This is a genomic window from Mycobacterium sp. E735 (genome assembly GCF_001666955.1).
Lineage (GTDB): Bacteria > Actinomycetota > Actinomycetes > Mycobacteriales > Mycobacteriaceae > Mycobacterium.
This window is the reverse complement of sequence record NZ_LZIX01000215.1, coordinates 1-927: the sequence shown is the minus strand read 5'-3', so window position 1 is coordinate 927 and position 927 is coordinate 1. Positions and strand designations below refer to the sequence as shown.

The window sequence follows — 927 nt, the reverse complement described above, 5'->3', positions numbered from 1 at the left end:
CCGGCGCCGGAGACGAACAGCTGGCCGGCCGCCAGCAGCAGCGAATCGACTTCGGGACGGTCCTTGGCCATCGACACCGCCGCCACGGCCGGCTCACTCGCCAGGGACCGCTCCACCGCGGCCGTCAGCGCCGCGCCCGGGCCCACCTCCACGAAGGCGGCACCGCCCAGCGATTCGGCCACCCGCACGCCGTCGACGAACCGCACCGGCCGGCGCACGTGCTCGACCCAGTAGTCGGCGGACCCGTATCCGGGGCCGGCCAATTGCCCGGTCACGTTGGACACCAGGTCAATTCGCGGCGCGCCGGGCGACACCCCGGCCACCACCGCGGCGAACTCCTCGATCATCGGCTCCATCAACGGCGAATGGAACGCGTGCGAGACGGCCAACTGCCGCACCCGCCGGCCGCAGTCCGCCAGCCGATCCGCCACCGTCGTCACCGCGGTCCGCTCACCCGAGAGCACCACCGCGTCGGGGCCGTTGACCGCCGCGAGGCTCACGTCGCCGTTGAGAAGCGGCGCCACCTCGGCCTCGGTGGCGCTCACCGCCACCATTACCCCGCCGGCCGGCAGCGCCGCCATCAACCGCCCACGGGCCGCCACCACCCGCGCCGCGTCCGGCAACGACAGCACCCCCGCCACACAGGCCGCCGCGATCTCCCCCACCGAGTGGCCGATCACCACGTCGGGGATCACCCCCCAGGACCGCCACAGCGCCGCCAGGGCGACCTCGAGCACGAACAACGCGGGCTGGGCGAACTCCGTGCTCTCCAGCAGGTCCGGGTCGGCGCCCCACATCACGTCACGCAGCGGCAGCCGAGCGTGGCCGTCCACCGCCGCCACGGCCTCGTCGAAGGCCTGGGCGAAGGCCGGAAAGCGTTGGTACAGCTCCCGTCCCATCCCGAGCCGCTGGGAGCCCTGGCCGGGG

1 protein-coding gene is annotated in these 927 nt (G+C 74.3%); it reads right to left on the bottom strand.

The window, feature by feature from the left end; genetic code table 11:
- The coding region (locus tag A5704_RS17110; RefSeq protein ID WP_156736194.1) for an acyltransferase domain-containing protein at positions 1–927 on the bottom strand (927 nt) is incomplete at both ends.